This window comes from Tardibacter chloracetimidivorans (assembly GCF_001890385.1).
Lineage (GTDB): Bacteria > Pseudomonadota > Alphaproteobacteria > Sphingomonadales > Sphingomonadaceae > Tardibacter > Tardibacter chloracetimidivorans.
This window is the reverse complement of the sequence record NZ_CP018221.1, coordinates 2,704,401-2,720,269: the sequence shown is the minus strand read 5'-3', so window position 1 is coordinate 2,720,269 and position 15,869 is coordinate 2,704,401. Positions and strand designations below refer to the sequence as shown.

Here is a 15,869-nt window from a genome sequence, read left to right as displayed (position 1 = left end):
ACGAACATTTGGCACCGGGTGCTGTTGGGGACGAGGTTGACGGAGAAAGGCACGCGCTGTTCGCCCAAACGCCGTTTCATCGCCGCAAAGCCCTAGCTCGGAAAGGCGATATGATCTACCGCCCCTGCCCCGCGCCTTGCTCCATCGCAGTTCCAGCAATGCCGATGACATGGACGACGGGATGATCGCCGCGATACAGCAACGCTCCCGGCCGTCAAAGGGGGGCGCGGGCCGGATCGCATGCCCAACGCCCGTTCGTAGAAGCGCACGGTTTCATCGAGCTTGCGCGTCAAGATATTACAATGATCGAGCAGTCCGACATCCATTTCCATCGCTGAAACCTCGTCATACCCCTAACGCCGCATGGCGATGTCGTAGATTTTCTGCCCGTGGAACTAATCCGGCCTAGGCGCTACTGGAGTATCGCTCGCATCAGGTGGCGGAAAGCAAGCCTCAAGCGCGCCTTGTCACCTTCGGGATTGGCCACGGTTCGCATCATCAAGCCTTCGAGCACAAGAACGAGCATTTCGACCCTGCACTCCAGTTCTTCAGGCCGTTCGGGCGGGAAGTAAGGTTCCAGCAGGACACGGGCATTGTGCCGCAGACGATAGTCCTGATCGGCCACGATGCTGTTAATCCGTTCGCTACGCCCCGATTCGGCGAACACATCCATGACATATCGCGCCTGAACTGGATCGACCAGCCAATCGAAATCATCGAGCGCCGTATTGACGACCGCATCCGCATCCATCTTCGTATGAACAGCCAGGCCGGGCGTATGATTGATATAGTCTGCGAACTTACGCTCGCACAGGGTGAGGATGATGTCCTCCTTATTATCGAAATGACGATAGACATGCCCAACGCTCATGCCCGCCTCCGCGGCGATCCGATTAACGCTGGCAGCATGAAATCCCTCGCGCCGGAAACATTGCTCGGCAGCCGCTAGGACCTGCTCGCGTCGCATTTGCGCGCGTTCCTGCTGCCTGGCGAGAGCGTCTGGATTTTTAGTCATGCCTGATCTTCACTCTCCCGTCAGCTAGCGTCATCGCTGCTATCTTGACACGAATATAGCATGCAAACTAAACCAAAAAAATAAGGAGTGAGCGATCACTCCGTATTGTGACGAGGATCGGCATAAAGCCGGCCGCAAAAGTCATGCAAGGAGAGTGGAACATGAGCAGCAGCATAAATGGAAAGGTCTGCATCGTGACCGGCGCTGCCCAAGGCATTGGCCGCGGCTGTGCCATCGAACTGGCCAAGGTGGGTGGCCGAATCGTCGTTAGTGATCGCAACTCCGATGGTGGGCAGAAAACCGTTTCAGAAATTCGGGATATGGGCGGCGATGCCACTTTCATCGCCTGCGACGTGCGCAACAAGGCCGAGATCGAGGCATTGATGCAGCGTGCGGCAGATCATTTCGGTGGCATAGACGTGCTGCACAACAATGCCGGTACGCACGAAACCGATCTGGCCCAGAAAACCGCTGTGCATGAAATGGACGACGACATCTGGGACCTCGTCTACGAAGTCAATCTGCGGTCCATCTGGTATGCTGTGCGCGCCGCTCTGCCCTGGCTGCGCGATTCCAAGGGCGCGTCGATCATCAACACCGCATCAATGGCCTCTTTCACGGCCATGCCGGTATCGCCCGCCTATTGCGCGACCAAGGGCGGCGTATTGATGCTGACCAAGGCGATGGCGGTCGATCTGGCGCAGTTCGGCATCCGGGTCAATTGCATCAATCCCGGCACGATCAAGACGCCTCTGCTCGACAAATATTTCGACATCATCGAAGATCCGCAAGTCCGCGCCGCCGCGCTCAAGGGCTTTACCGGAGGTAACCTGATCCCGCGCATGGGAACGCCCGAAGAGATTGGCAAGCTCGTCTGCTACCTCGCGTCCGATGACTCCTCCTTCACCACCGGCGCATCACACATGATCGATGGGGGCATGACCATCTGGCGTGGCTCGGTCGACTGAACGGGCGGAGATGAGGGGCTGGGTGGCCTTTATGTTGATCCACCGCGAACGCCAAGGGAGTATGAGTGATGGGTAAGCTGGTTGAAATCACTGCGGCCGATGGCGGGCAATTCAACGCTTATGTCGCGATCCCGGAAAGCGGCTGCGGGCCCGGCCTTGTCCTGTTGCAGGAAGCTTTCGGCGTGACGCAGTTCATGCGCGACATCGCTGATCGTTTCGCAAGCGACGGCTATGTCGTCACTGTGCCAGATCTTTACTGGCGGATCGAAGCCGGGGTCGAACTGACCGACGCGGAGTTCGACCGTGCGATGGACATATACCGGCAGTTCGACCTGAATCTGGCCATCGACGATATAAAGGCGACGATCGGCGCTCTGCGCGCGATGCCGGAACAGCGTGGCGGCGTGGGCGTCGCGGGTTTTTGCCTGGGCGGTCGACTGGCCGCGATGGCGGCCGCCCGGACTGACATCGACTGCGCTGTGGCTTATTATGGGGTCGGCATCACCGATCACCTGGACGAACTGGAGCAGGTCAGAATCCCGCTGGGCTTCCACTTCGGCACGGACGACCAGCATTGCGCGGCCGACATCGCACCGATCGCGGCGCTGGTGGAACGGCATGAGCATATGTCACTGTGGATGTATAACGGAGCCGACCATGGCTTTGCCAACCCGCATCGCGGCTTCTTCTCCCCGACGGCGGCGGAACTGGCCTATATCCGCACCCTTGCGATCATCCGCGCCGCGATCGGCCCGAAATTCGATCTGGAAGGCATGTGGGAACAGCATATGTACCATGAGTTCGTGACCAAGGATGCACATGCCGTTTTGGATACGATGGTCGAGGAGCCCTATGTCAACATCACCTCGACGGTGATGGGCGGCGTGGGCCATGATATGCTGCTGCGGTTCTACAAATATCATTTCTGCGATGTGCACCCCGACGACACGCGGATCATTCCGATTTCGCGCACCGTCGGCGTCAACCGCGTGGTGGACGAAATGATCATGTGCTTCACCCACGACAAGGAAATATCCTGGTTGCTGCCGGACATCGAGCCGACCGGGCGCTATATCGAAGTGCCGATGATCGTCGTCGTATCGTTCCGGGGCGGCAAGATCTATAACGAACATATCTATTTCGATCAGGCGTCGGTCCTGGTGCAGGCAGGACTGCTCGACCCGGCGAACCTGCCTGTCGGAGGCGCGGACGTGTCCCGCAAATTGCAGGACAAGACCTTGATGCCCAACCGATTGATGAAAAAATGGTCCACCAGCGAAGGGCTTCCGCTCGATTAATATCCATCCGTATGACATCGCCGCAATGAAGAGCTGGAGGTGCTGTCGGGGCTCGTCGTGGCTGTCGTAATGATGGCGTTTGACGGTGGCGTCCTTAATGGCGCGGTTCATCCGCTCGACCTGACCGTTGGTCCAGGGATGATTGGGTTTTGTGAGCCTATGCTCGATGCCGTTTGCGAACCAGACACGATCGAACAGGTGGACGCGCTGCCTGGCGACAGGGGCCGTGGCGGTTTTTGGGCAGGTCGCAGAACTGGATGCCGTTGCGGTCAACACGGTGTGGATCTGGTAGGGCACGGCCTCGGTCATCTCGCCCGGGATTCTTGGGGCGTGACGATTCAGGGCGAGCCGAGGCGCCTGGACGAGATCGGCGCCGCTGTATCGGTCGAGCCATTGTCGGGAAATACAGCGTTGCTACGGTATGTAGATCACAGAGTTCTATGTTTCCGAATAGACGATAGACAGAATGCCAATGGGCTCATCGGACCGCAGGCCGATCCGTCGGAGGTGGTCCGTGAGTTTGGGAATGCCATCTCGATCGGGCTGAGGTCGGGGCTGGAGGCCGGCAGGAACAGGAGTTCCTTGGCGACGGCTTTGGCTTTTTCGCTTTTGTGAGCGGCGAGGTCGTCGAGGATCACGACATCGCCTCGTTGAAGCGTGGGGCGAGTTGGTCTCGACCCAAGTCTCTAAGATGCGGCCTTGATCTGCCGGTCGACGAGTCAAGGCATGGTCAGGCCTTGGTGCCACCGGTTAGGAATTGAATTCACGACCTCATCGACCATGTCGATCGGTAACAGGCAGCAGGCGTCCTAATTGCTTAGATTTAGCATCCCGCGGCTGCTCGGCGTCGCGGCAAGTGAAAAGTCGAATGACAGGTTCATGGCTGGCCGCATCAGTTTGCCGCAATCCGAGCTTCAAACCCGGACGTAAACCCGGACCGGCTAAGCTCCATTGTAAAAGACCGAGCAAATTCAATCAGAAATGGCGGAGACGGAGGGATTCGATCCCTCGGCTCCGAATACGCGATAAGGGCAGGACCAAGTTTGTAATCTCAGTGGACCTTCACGTTGAACGGATTCTCGTCTGTGAGACCTTCGGTTTCTCGGCTTCTCCGAAATGGGTGAGCGGGATCAGGTAGCGCCAGTCCGGATTCACTGCGAGCTCTTCCACGTTGGCTTGCTTAGGGTCGTCAATATTGTTGACCGGCTTCGGCTTGGCAGTGGGCAACATGCCATCCAGTCGGGGCCATCTGCTGCTGGTCCAGATGTACGTCACGCATGACGCCGCTGTGCGGGCGCTCAGTCAAATTGGATCGGCTGAGTGGATGCCGCAGGCTGCGGCAGGAACCGACTTCGGCGCGGCTGACCAGGTCGCGCCTCGAAGGTGAGGCCTTCCAGCCAGTCGATCACCGCCGGGAATCCGGCGTCGGCTTGATGAAAAACTGTCTCGAAATTCTGATCCCAGGGAGTCGGTTCACCGGGCTTGTTGCCCAGCTTCCCCCAGGTTCGCGGTGCCAGGCGAAGCCGCGTGTCGGACACGCGGAAACAAACTCACGCACGCGGATGAACGGGCTTTGCCGCTTCAATCCGCCGGTCCCTATTTCCGCATGGCAAGATTATAGGCCTTCTGCTCGGTGTAGCTCAGCATCTCCTCGATGCCTTCTTCACGCCCCGTGCCGCTGTTCTTCATTCCGCCATAGGGCATGGCGGGGTAATGCGGTCCGACGCTGTTGATCCACACATAGCCGGAGCGCACGCGGCGCGCGGCGGCGAAGGCGTCGTCGATGTTGTTGGCATAGATCGACGCGGTCAGGCCGAGGTCGGTCGCGTTGGCGATCGTGATCGCCTGGTCGAGCGTCGACCATTTCATTACCGAAAGAACCGGGCCGAACACCTCCTGCTGCGCGATACGCATCGATTGCTCGACGTCACCAAACAGCGTCGGCTGGACCCAAAAGCCCTTGCGGAACTCCTCTCCCTCGGGCCGGCCGCCGCCGGCGAGCAGCCGGGCGCCGTCCTCGCGCGCGTTGGCGATATGGCGCAGAACCTTGTCGTACTGACCCTTCGAATTGATCGCGCCCATCTGACTGGCCGGATCCATCGGATCGCCCACCCGGATCGCGCGGATGCGCTCGACCAGCCCAGCGACGACATCGTCATGGATCGATTCGTGCAGCAGGAGCCTGCTGGTCGATCCGCACGACTGGCCCTGCCACGAGAAGTTCATCCCGGCGATCGCGGCGTCGATCACGGTCGCCGGATCGACGTCGGGGAAGGCGATCAGTGGGTTCTTTCCGCCCAGCTCCAGCGTGACGTGCTTGACCGCGCTCTCCGCCGCCATCCGCTGAATCGCCATGCCGGTCTCGACTGAACCGATAAACGCGATCCGCTTGACACCGGGATGGCGCACCAGCGGCGCGCCCGCGCCCGCTCCGGTGCCGGTGACGATATTGAACACGCCCGGCGGCAGCGCATCGCGCGCGATCTCAGACAGGATCAGCGCGGAGAGCGAGCTCGTCTCGGGCGGCTTTACCACCACCGAATTGCCGGCCATCAGCGCGGCCGCGGTGCGGGCGGTGGCGAACATCACCGGATGGTTGAACGGCACGATCCGAGCGACCACGCCGTAAGGCTCGCGCGTGGTGAAGTGCAGGTTGCCGGGCGTCGCCGGGATCGTATCGCCCTTCAGTTCATAGGCGAGGCCAGCATAATAGTTCATCCCCTCCACACCGGTGCGCACGTCGCCGCGCATCGGCGCGATCGTATTGCCGGTGTCGCGGACCTCGACCTCCAGCAGCTCTTCGGCGCGTTCCAGCATCTTGCGGCCGAACGCGCGGAGTGCCTCGGCGCGGGCGGCGACGCCGATCCCGTTCCACGCCGCCCACGCACGATCCGCCGCCTCCACCGCTCGGGCCACGTCGCGCGCGTCGCCATTGGGAATGCGCCCGATCACCTCCTCCGTCGCGGGATCGACCGAATCTATCCATTCGCCGCTCTCGCTGGCCACCAGTTCGCCGCCGATCAACATGTGCAACGCGCTCGTCACCCGGCTCATCTTCCGTCTCTCCCGCTTTCCTGGGGTGTGCCAAGCGCCCGCAGATAATGGACGTGTTCATTTCTAGTGCGTTAGTCGGCCGCGTCAACCTGTCCGAATGACGCCTGCGGCTTCAGCCGTCAGCCGCCGCGGTTCGCGCAGCGGCGAAAGAGCGGGATTGCGCCACTCGACAGTCCGATCGCCACGGCCAGCGTCGCCAAGCCCGCCGCTACCGCGAACGTTGTTTTCAGCCCGTGTGCTGCGTCGAGCACGATCGGGAGTTCTCCATTCGTGCCGTGAGCGGTGGCCGAAAAGATCGACGCCATCACCGATGCGCCGGTGACCAGTCCGATATTGCGCGACAGGTTCATCAGTCCGGCGAAGGTGCCGCGCGTTGCAGAAGAGGATTTCGCCATCACCGCGGCGTTGTTGGAGATCTGAAACACGCCATAGCCGCCCATCACCACGATCAGCGAGCCGATGAAGCGCGGCAGGCCGACGATCCCCTCGCTGAAAGCCAGCCCCGCCGCTCCCGCCGCCATGATCGCCAGCCCGGCAAGGCTCATCGCGACGATGCCGAGCCGGTCGACCAGCCGCCCGATCGGCACGCCCCCGACAGCCGAGATGACCGGCCCGACCGAAAGCGCCAGCCCCGCTTGGGCGGGTGTCATCTGCAGCCCGTCGATCAGGTAGAAAGGGCCGACAACCAGCGTAGCCATGATGACTGTCGATCCGATCACGCTCATCCCCAGATTGCCGCATAGGGAAGGATCGCGGAACATCTCCAGCCGCAGCAACGGATTGGCAGCGCGCCGCTCGACCAGCACGAACACCGCCGCGCCCGCAACCGCAAGCGCCAGCGCGACCAGATTGCCGGCGGCGAAGCGGCCGCTTTCGGGCGTGGCTGCGTAGCAATAGGCACACAGCGCCCCGACGAGCAGGAAGGTGCCGGTCCAGTCCGGCCGCCACGGCCCCGCCGTGGCATGGCGGGTTCGCGGCACCGTTCGGTGGACCATCCAGGCAATCGCGATGCAGATCGGCACGTTGACGAAAAACAACGCGCGCCAGCCGAAGCCCGCGATCAGGAACCCGCCCAGCGAGGGACCCGCCGCTGTCCCCAAGCCCGACATCGCGGCCAGCAGGCCAAGCACGCTGCCGAGCCGCCGAGTCGGCACGATGTCGCAGACCAGCGCAGTGGCCAGCACCAACATGATCGCGCCTCCCACGCCCTGCAGCCCCCGCGCCACGATAAGCAACCAGAAGCTCCACGCCGCGCCCGCGCCGATCGAGCCCAGGCCGAACAGCAGCAGCCCGCCGAGCAGCAGCCGCTGGCGGCCCAGGCTGTCTGCGAGTCCGCCGGCATTGACGATCAGGCTGATGACCGCGAGGAAATAGGCAAGCACGATCCACTGCGCCTGGGAAAAACCGATCGCAAACGCGCGCGACAGCGTTGGCAGGCCGACGTTCGACACGCTGCCGCCCAGCGACGACAGGAAGATTGTGGCGGCCAGGCTGGCGACCGCGCAGCGCGAAGATTTCGCCAGCCCATCGCGGGTGCCGATGCAGTCACCGTTGTTCAAATCCGTTCCTCGTCCCATGCGGCCGTCCTCCTCTTTCGCGCCCCCGATTTCATGTCCGCGAGCGCCGCAGATGCCCCGGAAACGGTTCGAAAGCGGGGGAATGGCCCCGCATATCCGCCTTGACATCGGCTAATCTAATGGACATGTCCATTTAAGAGTGAGGCGGCTCGGTTGTCGGCTGAGGTCGGATCTGTGACGTGTTCGTTTATGACAAGCCGGCCCGCGGGTCGCCGATAGAGAGGACTAGTATGGCCGAGGAAGCCTTTGCCGTTCCCGCTTCGATCGAAGGCATGGTGGACGATCTGCGCCAAGGGCTGTTGCCGGCGGCGATCTTCCACGATCGCGAAATCTACGAACTCGAGTTGCGGCGCATCTTCGCGAAATGCTGGGTGTATGTCGGGCATGAAACCGAGATCCCGAACCGCGGCGATTTCGTCACCCGAAACATTGGCGAAGACCCATTCGTCCTGATTCGCGACGAGGAAGGCGAGTTGCGGGTCCTGCTCAATGCCTGTCGCCACCGTGGCGCGCAGATATGTCGGGTACAGGCCGGCAATGCCAAGGGGTTCGTCTGCCCGTTCCATGGCTGGGCGTATCGTAACAGCGGAGAACTGATCGGCGTGCCGGCGCGCAACCAGGGTTATGCGGCGCTGAACCTCGAGGACTGGAGCCTTTTCGCGGCGCCCCATGTGGTTAATTATATGGGGCTCATATTTGCCAATCTCGATCGGGAGGCGGTGTCGTTCGAAGAATATCTCGGCGACTATAAATGGTATTTCGATATCCAGTTCGCGCTGTCCGAGGGCGGGATGGAAGTGCTGGGCGAGCCGCACCGCTGGCTGGTCGCTGCCAACTGGAAGCAGGGCGCGGAGAATTTCTGCGGCGACAGCTCGCACACCCAGATGACGCACCGTTCCGTGCTGGACGCGGGCATCATCGAAACCGCCGCCGCCGGAGCACCGAAGGAGGGAACCGGTCTCCACATCCACGATTGCAGCGGCCACGCGATCAGCATCCGCCAGTTGCCAGGCGAGGCGCCGTTCATCTCCTATCCGGAAGAAGTGACCCGCCATTTGCATCCCGGGGTGCTCAACCAGGATCAATTCGACCTGGCCAAGCGCTCGCTGCTCCAGAACGGCACTCTGTTCCCCAACTTCTCGTTCCTTCACATTGGCCTGAGCGACAGCCCGCAAAAGCCGCAGGCGGGCTTTCTGACGCTGCGCGTCTGGCAGCCCAAGGGTCCGGGCCAAATGGAGATCTGGAACTGGGTGCTGGCGCCGAAGGAAGCGTCTCTGGAGTATAAGCAACGCGCCTATCAGGTCGGGATGAGCAGCTTCAGCCCCTCGGGCAGCTTCGAGCAGGACGACGTGGCGGTGTGGCCCGGCGTCACCCGCTCGGCCGGCACCGTTTTCGCCGAGTTGAACAAGGTGCGCTTTAATTATCAGATGGGAATGGGGGACATGAGCAGCAGCAAACCGCTGGCCGACTGGGTCGGACCCGGCGTCGTTAACTCCACCAACGCGGGTGAAGGTGGCCTGAGGACGTTCCACAAGACCTGGTACGAGCGCATGACCAACACCAAGGTAGAGATTTGCGATCATGACTGATGCGGCAACGCTTCACGCCGGTGCCGCGCCGGCTGGCCGGCTGATCGATATGGACATGCAGCGCGCCTGCGAGGAATTTCTGAAGCAGGAAGCGGAGTATCTCGACGATCGCCTCTTCGCCGAATGGTTCGAACTGCTCGATCCGGCAATCATTTATGAGGCGCCGGTGCGCACCGCGCGCGAAAATTGGGATGGCACCGGTATTAGCACGACCGCCTTCTATCTGAAGGAAGATTATGCCTCGATCGAGATGCGTGTGAAGCGGCTCCGCTCGCGCTATGCCTGGTCCGAAAGCCCGGCGACCCGGACGCGGCGAATAGTCTCCAACGTCCGCGTGACGCTCCATGATGGGGACCCGTCGCTGGTGGCGGCGCGCAGCAACCTGGCGGTATTCTGCCATCGTGGTGACGGAGCCCATCCCCAGATCCTCACGGCCGAGCGGTTCGACGCGATCCGCATCGGCACGGGCGTATCCCGGCTCGTCAAGCGCACCGCCATTCTCGATGCCACGGTGCTCGGCCTCGAATCGCTCTCGATCTTTATCTGAGACGGGACGTGGGAAGACTCTCGCTCAGCTATGCGGGCCACCTCTCGGATCGGGTCCGCGATCTCTATCATGGCACGGTCGTGCCCGAGGGAATCGACCTGCACTTTCTCCCGATGTCGCCGGTGCAGGCATTCAACCGGGTATTGCGCGGCGAGTTCGCGTGCGGCGAGATGTCGTTCTCGACCTATATATTGCGCGTCGCGCAGGGCAACGCCCCGTTCGTCGCAATCCCGGTGTTTCCGTCACGCACGTTCCGCCATGGCGCGATCTACGTCAACACCGCCGCCGGCATCGCCGCGCCCACCGATCTGAAAGGGCGCCGCGTGGGTGTCCCCGAATATTCGATGACCGCCGCCGTCTGGGCGCGCGGCGTGCTGATGCACGAATATGGCGTCCAGCCGGACGACATCCATTGGGTGACCGGCGGCCTCACGGCCGCGGGCCGCCGCCCGCTGACTGACGTACGGATCGACGGCGTGACGATCGAGCATGAGGAGCAGCGCGCGCTGAACGACATGCTCGCGGACGGCGCCATCGACGCCCTGATCGCGCCGCAGACGCCGCCGGCGCTTCTCGCTGGCGATGCGCGGATCGGCTATCTCTTTCCCGACGTGCCGAGCGTCGAGCGTGCCTATTTCGCGAAGACCCGCATTTTTCCGATCATGCATACCGTCGTTATCCGCCGCGACGTGTGGGAACGCGATCCCTGGATTGCGATTAGTCTCCAGCAGGCGTTCGAACGGAGCAAGGCGAACTGCTTGGCCGAACTGGCTATCGACGAGCCGCTTCCCATATCGCTGCCTTGGATCGGGCAATATGTTCGCTCGATCCGCGATACGTTCGGCGACGACTTCTGGCCCTATGGCATCGAGCCCAACCGGCCTACCATCGAGGCGCTGTGCGGTTTCCTTCACGAGCAAGGGCTGGCTCCGCGCCGCGTCGAAGTGAACGAGCTGTTCGCGCCCAACGTCCAGGCCAGCGCCGGAATCCGCCTGTGACCGATCGGGTGATGCCGGCGATGCGGCTGGGGATCATCGGCCTGGGGGGCGCGGCCAAGCAGATGATGCCGAGCTTTCTCAGCCACCCGCACGTCAGGATCAGCGCGGCCGCCGATCCCCGCGAGGAGGCGCGCCTTGCCTTCGGGACCGAATTCGGCGCGCGCACCCATGCCACGGCTGAAGCGCTGTGCGCCGACACGACGGTGGACGTGGTTTATATCGCCACGCCCCACCAGATGCATCGCGACCATGCCGCGCTGGCTGCCCGCGCGGGAAAGCACATCATCATCGAAAAGCCGATGGCGCTGACGCTGGAGGAATGCAGCGACATCATCGCGACAGCCGAGGCGAACGGCGTCCACCTGCTGGTCGGCCATACGCACAGCTTCGACACGCCGATCCTCAAGATGCGCGCGCTGATCCGCGAGGGCGCGATCGGGCCGGTTTCGATGATTAATTCGTGGAATTACGGCAATTTCCTCTACCGGCCCCGTCGGGCCGAGGAACTGCGCACCGATATGGGCGGCGGCATCATCTACAACCAGGTGCCGCATCAGATCGACGTCGTGCGCCTGCTCGGCGGCGGCATGGTGCGCAGCGTGCGCTCGATGGCCTGGACGCTCGATCCCACCCGGCCGACCGAGGGGGCGCACGTTACGTTCCTGCAGTTCGAAAACGGCAGCGCAGCATCGCTGGTCTATAGTGGATACGACTATTTCGACACCGACGAGTTCCACTATTGGATCGGCGAACTGGGGGAGCCCAAGCAGCCCGATTGTCATGCAGCTTCGCGCAGAGCGCTGGAGGCGATCGCAGGCACCGGCTCGGAAGTCGCGGCCAAGGCGGCGGGCGGCTTCGGCGGCAGCCGCCGGCTGACGATTCCGCCCCAGAACGAATGGAACCACCCGCATTTCGGCGTGACGATCGTCAGCGGGCCGGATGGCGATCTGCGCCAGTCGGCACGCGGCGTCACCCATTATGGCAGGAAAGGCGCGGTGGAGCTCCCGCTCGAGCCGCCGCGCGTATTTCCCGACAAGAGCGGTGTCATCGACGAGATGTACGACGCCTTCTCCGGCCTGCGCCCCATCCTGCACGACGGTGCCTGGGGTCGCGCGACCATGGAAGTCAGCGAAGCGATTCTGCGATCGGCGCGGGAAGGCCGCGAGATCGGCTTGTCGCATCAGGTACCAGTTAGGGATTGAGGAGAGCAGCCTTGATGCAGGCACAGGATTTCAAGGGACTTTACGCGATCATTCCGACGCCGTCGCGTGCAGGCGCGCAGGCGATCGACGCCACCGACACCGTGGCGCTCGACGAGACCGAGCGACTTATTCACGCGCTGATCGACGATGGGGCCAACGGCCTGATTGTCCTGGGTACCACCGGCGAATGTGCGACCATCTCGAACGAGGATTATCGCAGCTTCGTCGCGACGGTCGCCGAGACCGTAGGCAAGCGCATTCCGCTTTTCGTCGGCGCGACCGCGATGGGCGGCCACGAAGCCTACAAGCGGCTCGCCTTCGCGCGCGACCGGGGCGCCGACGGAACGCTGCTCGGCCTGCCGATGTGGCAACCCTGCACCGTCGATATGGCCGTGCGCTTCTATGCCGAGGTCGGACAGGCATTCCCCGATCTGGCAGTGATGGTCTACGCAAATGCGCGCGCCTTCCGCTTCTCCTTTCCCACCGATTTCTGGGCGCGGATCGCGAAGGAGGCGCCGACGGTGACGTCGGCCAAATCATCCCAGCCCACTAATCTCGCGGAGAATATCGCCGCGACCGGGGGGCGGATTCATTTCATGCCGAGCGACATGGTCGTGGCCAAGTTCCATGCGATCTCGCCGGCAACAACCACGTCCTGCTGGGCGACCGCGGCAGGTATGGGGCCGGAGCCGTCGCGCGCACTGATCGACGCGATAATGGCCGGCGATACCGATCGGGCCAGGCATATCGACGAACGAATCGCATGGAGCATCGCCCCACTCGCCCCAATGCTCGGCAATCCCGAGCTGTTCGCCAGCTACAATACCCAGATGGAAAAGACGCGCATGGCTGAAGCCAACTATTGCGATCCGGGTCCTGTCCGCCCGCCTTACGATGTGTTCCCCGGCGACTATGCCGAGGCCGCGCGCGAGGCCGGGCGGCGCTGGCGCCTGCTTCGGGAAGAATTCGCCGGAGAACGGGCCGCGGCGGCGACGAAGGCCGTGTCGTGACGATCGGCGTTCCCATCAAGGATGCGGCGCTGCGGGCTGAGCTTGAAGCGCTGATCGCCGAGCATGCCTATCGGCTTGACATGAACTGCTCGGAGAATTTGGCCGAACTCTACACCGAGGACGGCAGCTTAATCGCTCCCAATTTCGCGTGCGAAGGCCCCGAGGCAATCAATGGCTACGGCCGCGACCGCGCTGCGGCGAAGACTCGCCGTGTCCGCCATGTCTGCACCAACTTCCGCTTCTGGGAAGACGGGCCGGAGCAGGCGCGCGGGCTCTGCTTCATCCTGCTGTTCCGCTCGAACGGATCGGACCTCTCGCCCGCCGAGCCGATCGCGCTGGCTGACGCGCACGACATCTATCGGCGGTGCCCGGATGGGGTGTGGCGGATAAAGGAGCGCCGCGTAGTGCTCTCTTTCGAGTCTGCCGCCCATAAGGCCCGCTGACAGGAAAGCAGCAAACCAAATTATCAATGGTCAAAACGGCAAAAAAGGTGTGATACTCGTGCTTTCCCGGGATAAGGAGTGAGGCTTGCAGGTTCGGGAGCGCAACAAGGCAGAGAAGCGCGAGCGTATCAGGCGTGCGGCCCTCAAGCTCTTCTCCGGGCAGGGGTACGATGCGACCACGCTTCGCGACGTGGCGCGCGAGGCGCGTGTCGCCTTGGGCACTCTGTCACTCTACGCAGCGGACAAGCGCGATCTCACGCTGCTCGTATTTAACGAGATCACAGTCAACACGATGGAGACTGCGATCGATCTGACGCGATCGCGCGATGTGCCGCTCGAGGAGCGGATGCTGGCCTTCTTCGCCCCATTCTTCCAGGATTGGGCCAGCAACCCGCGGCTTGCCCGCATCTTCCTCCAGATAAACTATTATAGCGGCGGGATGCATGGCGAGGAATATACGCGCAGCCGCCGCGCCATCGCCCGACAGCTCGAATTCATCGTCGAAGATGCAATCAATCGCGGGGAAATCCGGCCTCCGGAGACCACCGATATCGTCGCCCAGCATTTTTTTCTGATCTTCTCTGCGACAGCGCGCTGGTGGATCGGCGGCGACGATCCCGTCGCCGAAGAGGGCATCGAATATCTGCGCCGCTTGATCCGGCTCCAGATCACCGGCCTCTCGCCGCGCACCGCGCGCGCCGCCGGGACTCGCAGCGCGCGATGAAGCGTACAGAAGCGAGGGCCGGCCCGGCACTATCGCCGCGAAAGCGCACGCCGGTGGGCGCGCGGCAAAACGAACGCCGTTCAGCACCGGCGTCATCGGAGAAATATGCCCCTCAAAGGATGAACATATCCGTTTTTGGGCAGAAAAAAACTGGACACGTACTTGTAATCTGATTAAGGCGAAGCACGCGCCGGGCTGTCGGAAAGCACAGCATGATCGCGGCGCGGCCTGTCTCGTCGCGTGCCGGTCCGCCGAAATGCGGCGGGTATCGAGAGCATCCGGGGAGAGGCAGCATGGCGGCGCAGGGACGTGAATGGCGCGTTCAGGGAATCCACCGGTTGGCGCTCCGGGTGCCGGATTTGTCCGCCGCGCAACGCTTCTATCGCGACGTTTGGCTGCTGAGCGATCAAGGGCGCGACGGCGACTTCGAGGCCTTTCGCAGTCCGGCGGAAGACCATGACGAACTGCTGCTCTGCGAGGGCGCTACGCAGATCGCCCACCTCGCTTTTACCGTGGGATCGCGCGAGGATCTTGGCGCGATCACCGCGCGGCTCGAAGCGGAGGGATTTCCGACTAGGCGAATCGCGGACGAATTGCTGTTCCGTGCCGACGCAGCGGCGGCGGCTGTCGAAGATCCGGACGGTCGCGAGATCTGGCTTGTTGTGCCGCAGCCAGGAACTGCCGCCACCGACGGTGCCCACCCGCTCGCTCCGCGTCGCATTGGCCACGTCGTGCTGTGGACGCCTGCGCAGGAAGCGGCTGAGCGTTTTTATGGGCTGCTCGGCTTCGACATCACCGATCGCACCAATGCCGGAATGTCGTTCTTGCGCTGCAACGCCGATCACCATTCACTCGCGCTGATGAAGAGCGTAAGAGGAAAAACCGGGCTTCAGCACATCGCCTTCGACGTCGGGTCGCTCGACAACGTCATGCGCAATTTCGCCCGCCTGCGCGGGCTGGAGGTCGAATGCGCATGGGGCGTGGGACGCCATGGCCCCGGGAACAATGTGTTCAGTTATTATACCGATCCCGCCGGCAACTATATAGAATATTACGGCGAGATGGAGCTGTTCGCCGCCGACGCACCGGTCGAAACACGAATCTGGGGGCCGGAGCACAAGGGCGACGTTTGGGGGCTCGCCGGCGTTCCGCCGCTCGGCTTCCGGGAATAAGCGCGGCCCGGTTCGCAAACCCCGCCCGCTGATAGCCTTTCAATAACGGTTCAGCGTCGGTTGGCTGGCACGACCGGTGTAGGGGCACGTCTGTCGCATCTGGTCAGGGCATCACGAACAAGGTCCAGCTCCGCTCCTCCGGGGCGACGAGCGGCCCCCGGTACAGGGCCAGATCCAGCGGCATCCCAAGAAGTCATCTCCTTATATGGACGCGCCCGCTTTCCATAAATCTGGGCATGTTCATAATAGTGCGAATATTTGAAGGCGTTAAT

The 15,869-nt window shown here is 62.5% G+C and carries 16 protein-coding genes and 2 pseudogenes; 10 read left to right on the top strand and 8 right to left on the bottom strand.

Annotation, left to right across the window (positions count from 1 at the left end):
* Nucleotides 1-92: 92 nt before the first annotated feature.
* Entirely contained in the window at nucleotides 93-326 is a 234-nt protein-coding gene (locus tag BSL82_RS21835; RefSeq protein WP_418361282.1) for a VOC family protein, read from the bottom strand.
* Between the two features lie 86 nt (nucleotides 327-412).
* Nucleotides 413-967 (bottom strand): TetR/AcrR family transcriptional regulator, encoded by a 555-nt coding sequence (locus BSL82_RS14055; protein WP_072597965.1) that lies wholly within the window; start codon nucleotides 965-967, stop codon nucleotides 413-415.
* Nucleotides 968-1,158: 191 nt separating this feature from the next.
* Here BSL82_RS14055 and BSL82_RS14050 point away from each other — a divergent pair, with 191 nt between their 5' ends.
* Both BSL82_RS14050 and BSL82_RS14045 read left to right on the top strand, forming a co-directional pair.
* Nucleotides 1,159-1,983 (top strand): SDR family NAD(P)-dependent oxidoreductase, encoded by an 825-nt coding sequence (locus BSL82_RS14050; protein ID WP_418361281.1) that lies wholly within the window; start codon nucleotides 1,159-1,161, stop codon nucleotides 1,981-1,983.
* A gap of 68 nt (nucleotides 1,984-2,051) precedes the next feature.
* The gene (locus BSL82_RS14045; RefSeq protein WP_226998475.1) at nucleotides 2,052-3,281 is read left to right on the top strand and encodes a dienelactone hydrolase family protein; all 1,230 of its coding nucleotides are present in this window, start codon (nucleotides 2,052-2,054) and stop codon (nucleotides 3,279-3,281) included.
* Between the two features lie 9 nt (nucleotides 3,282-3,290).
* On the opposite strand, the pseudogene BSL82_RS20580 reads toward BSL82_RS14045, so the two are convergent.
* From BSL82_RS20580 to BSL82_RS14020, 6 genes and pseudogenes are all read right to left on the bottom strand, one after another.
* A pseudogene (locus tag BSL82_RS20580) lies at nucleotides 3,291-3,581 on the bottom strand (integrase core domain-containing protein); the annotation flags it as partial.
* A gap of 128 nt (nucleotides 3,582-3,709) precedes the next feature.
* Nucleotides 3,710-3,925 (bottom strand): annotated as a pseudogene (locus tag BSL82_RS14035) (transposase); the annotation flags it as partial.
* Between the two features lie 418 nt (nucleotides 3,926-4,343).
* The gene (locus BSL82_RS20575) at nucleotides 4,344-4,556 is read right to left on the bottom strand and encodes a hypothetical protein (RefSeq protein WP_158010906.1); all 213 of its coding nucleotides are present in this window, start codon (nucleotides 4,554-4,556) and stop codon (nucleotides 4,344-4,346) included.
* A gap of 23 nt (nucleotides 4,557-4,579) precedes the next feature.
* Nucleotides 4,580-4,819 (bottom strand): hypothetical protein, encoded by a 240-nt coding sequence (locus BSL82_RS14030; RefSeq protein WP_072597961.1) that lies wholly within the window; start codon nucleotides 4,817-4,819, stop codon nucleotides 4,580-4,582.
* 58 nt (nucleotides 4,820-4,877) lie between these two features.
* Nucleotides 4,878-6,335, bottom strand: coding sequence for an aldehyde dehydrogenase family protein (locus BSL82_RS14025; protein WP_083579222.1), 1,458 nt, complete (start codon nucleotides 6,333-6,335; stop codon nucleotides 4,878-4,880).
* A 119-nt stretch (nucleotides 6,336-6,454) separates the two neighbouring features.
* A complete protein-coding gene (locus tag BSL82_RS14020) occupies nucleotides 6,455-7,912 on the bottom strand; it encodes an MFS transporter (protein ID WP_072597960.1) in 1,458 nt (485 codons plus the stop codon).
* A 230-nt stretch (nucleotides 7,913-8,142) separates the two neighbouring features.
* On the opposite strand from BSL82_RS14020, the gene BSL82_RS14015 reads away from it, so the two are divergent.
* The 8 genes from BSL82_RS14015 (at nucleotide 8,143) to BSL82_RS13980 (ending at nucleotide 15,597) form a co-directional block, all read left to right on the top strand.
* Complete coding sequence (locus BSL82_RS14015) at nucleotides 8,143-9,501, top strand: aromatic ring-hydroxylating oxygenase subunit alpha (protein ID WP_072597959.1); 1,359 nt, start codon at nucleotides 8,143-8,145, stop codon at nucleotides 9,499-9,501.
* On the top strand, nucleotides 9,494-10,048 hold the full coding sequence (locus BSL82_RS14010; RefSeq protein ID WP_083579220.1) for an aromatic-ring-hydroxylating dioxygenase subunit beta: 555 nt from the start codon (nucleotides 9,494-9,496) through the stop codon (nucleotides 10,046-10,048). The genes BSL82_RS14015 and BSL82_RS14010 overlap by 8 nt, the downstream gene beginning before the upstream one ends.
* An 8-nt stretch (nucleotides 10,049-10,056) precedes the next feature.
* The gene (locus BSL82_RS14005; protein WP_072597958.1) at nucleotides 10,057-11,046 is read left to right on the top strand and encodes an ABC transporter substrate-binding protein; all 990 of its coding nucleotides are present in this window, start codon (nucleotides 10,057-10,059) and stop codon (nucleotides 11,044-11,046) included.
* Nucleotides 11,043-12,248: a Gfo/Idh/MocA family protein gene (locus BSL82_RS14000; RefSeq protein WP_083579219.1), complete on the top strand. Its 1,206-nt coding sequence runs from the start codon at nucleotides 11,043-11,045 to the stop codon at nucleotides 12,246-12,248. Before BSL82_RS14005 ends, BSL82_RS14000 begins: the two co-directional genes overlap by 4 nt.
* A 14-nt stretch (nucleotides 12,249-12,262) precedes the next feature.
* Entirely contained in the window at nucleotides 12,263-13,258 is a 996-nt protein-coding gene (locus BSL82_RS13995) for a dihydrodipicolinate synthase family protein (protein WP_072597957.1), read from the top strand.
* Nucleotides 13,255-13,701 (top strand): nuclear transport factor 2 family protein, encoded by a 447-nt coding sequence (locus BSL82_RS13990; RefSeq protein WP_072597956.1) that lies wholly within the window; start codon nucleotides 13,255-13,257, stop codon nucleotides 13,699-13,701. The genes BSL82_RS13995 and BSL82_RS13990 overlap by 4 nt, the downstream gene beginning before the upstream one ends.
* Before the next feature lie 85 nt (nucleotides 13,702-13,786).
* Nucleotides 13,787-14,425 carry a TetR/AcrR family transcriptional regulator gene (locus tag BSL82_RS13985; RefSeq protein ID WP_072597955.1) on the top strand — a complete coding sequence of 213 codons (639 nt, stop codon included), beginning with the start codon at nucleotides 13,787-13,789 and terminating at the stop codon, nucleotides 14,423-14,425.
* Nucleotides 14,426-14,718: 293 nt separating this feature from the next.
* Nucleotides 14,719-15,597: a VOC family protein gene (locus tag BSL82_RS13980; RefSeq protein ID WP_072597954.1), complete on the top strand. Its 879-nt coding sequence runs from the start codon at nucleotides 14,719-14,721 to the stop codon at nucleotides 15,595-15,597.
* Nucleotides 15,598-15,869: the final 272 nt, after the last annotated feature.